At 70.9% G+C, this 234-nt stretch carries 1 protein-coding gene; it reads right to left on the bottom strand.

What is annotated here, in order from left to right; genetic code table 11:
* Window positions 1-234: transposase (locus FMEAI12_RS24215; RefSeq protein ID WP_200835400.1), on the bottom strand; the 234-nt coding region annotated here is incomplete at both ends.

Raw genomic sequence — 234 nt, 5'->3', positions numbered from 1 at the left:
CCTGGGTCCAGGTCTGGAACCGGCGGTGCGCCGTGGGTACCGACACCCCGAACTCGGCAGGCAGATGCCGCCAGGCGCACCCCGCCGTCAGCACGTAGACCACCGCAGTGAACACCGCCCGATCCTCGATCGGGGCAGTCCCACCACCCTGCCAGCGACCCTCGAACCGGGGTAGCAGCGGTTCCACCAGCTCCCACAACTCGTCCGGGACCAGCCGCCCGGCGAGGCTGCTCT

The organism is Parafrankia sp. Ea1.12, from assembly GCF_900465275.1.
GTDB lineage: Bacteria > Actinomycetota > Actinomycetes > Frankiales > Frankiaceae > Parafrankia > Parafrankia soli.
The sequence above is the reverse complement of the archived record's forward strand: the minus strand, read 5'-3'. Positions and strand labels throughout refer to the sequence as shown.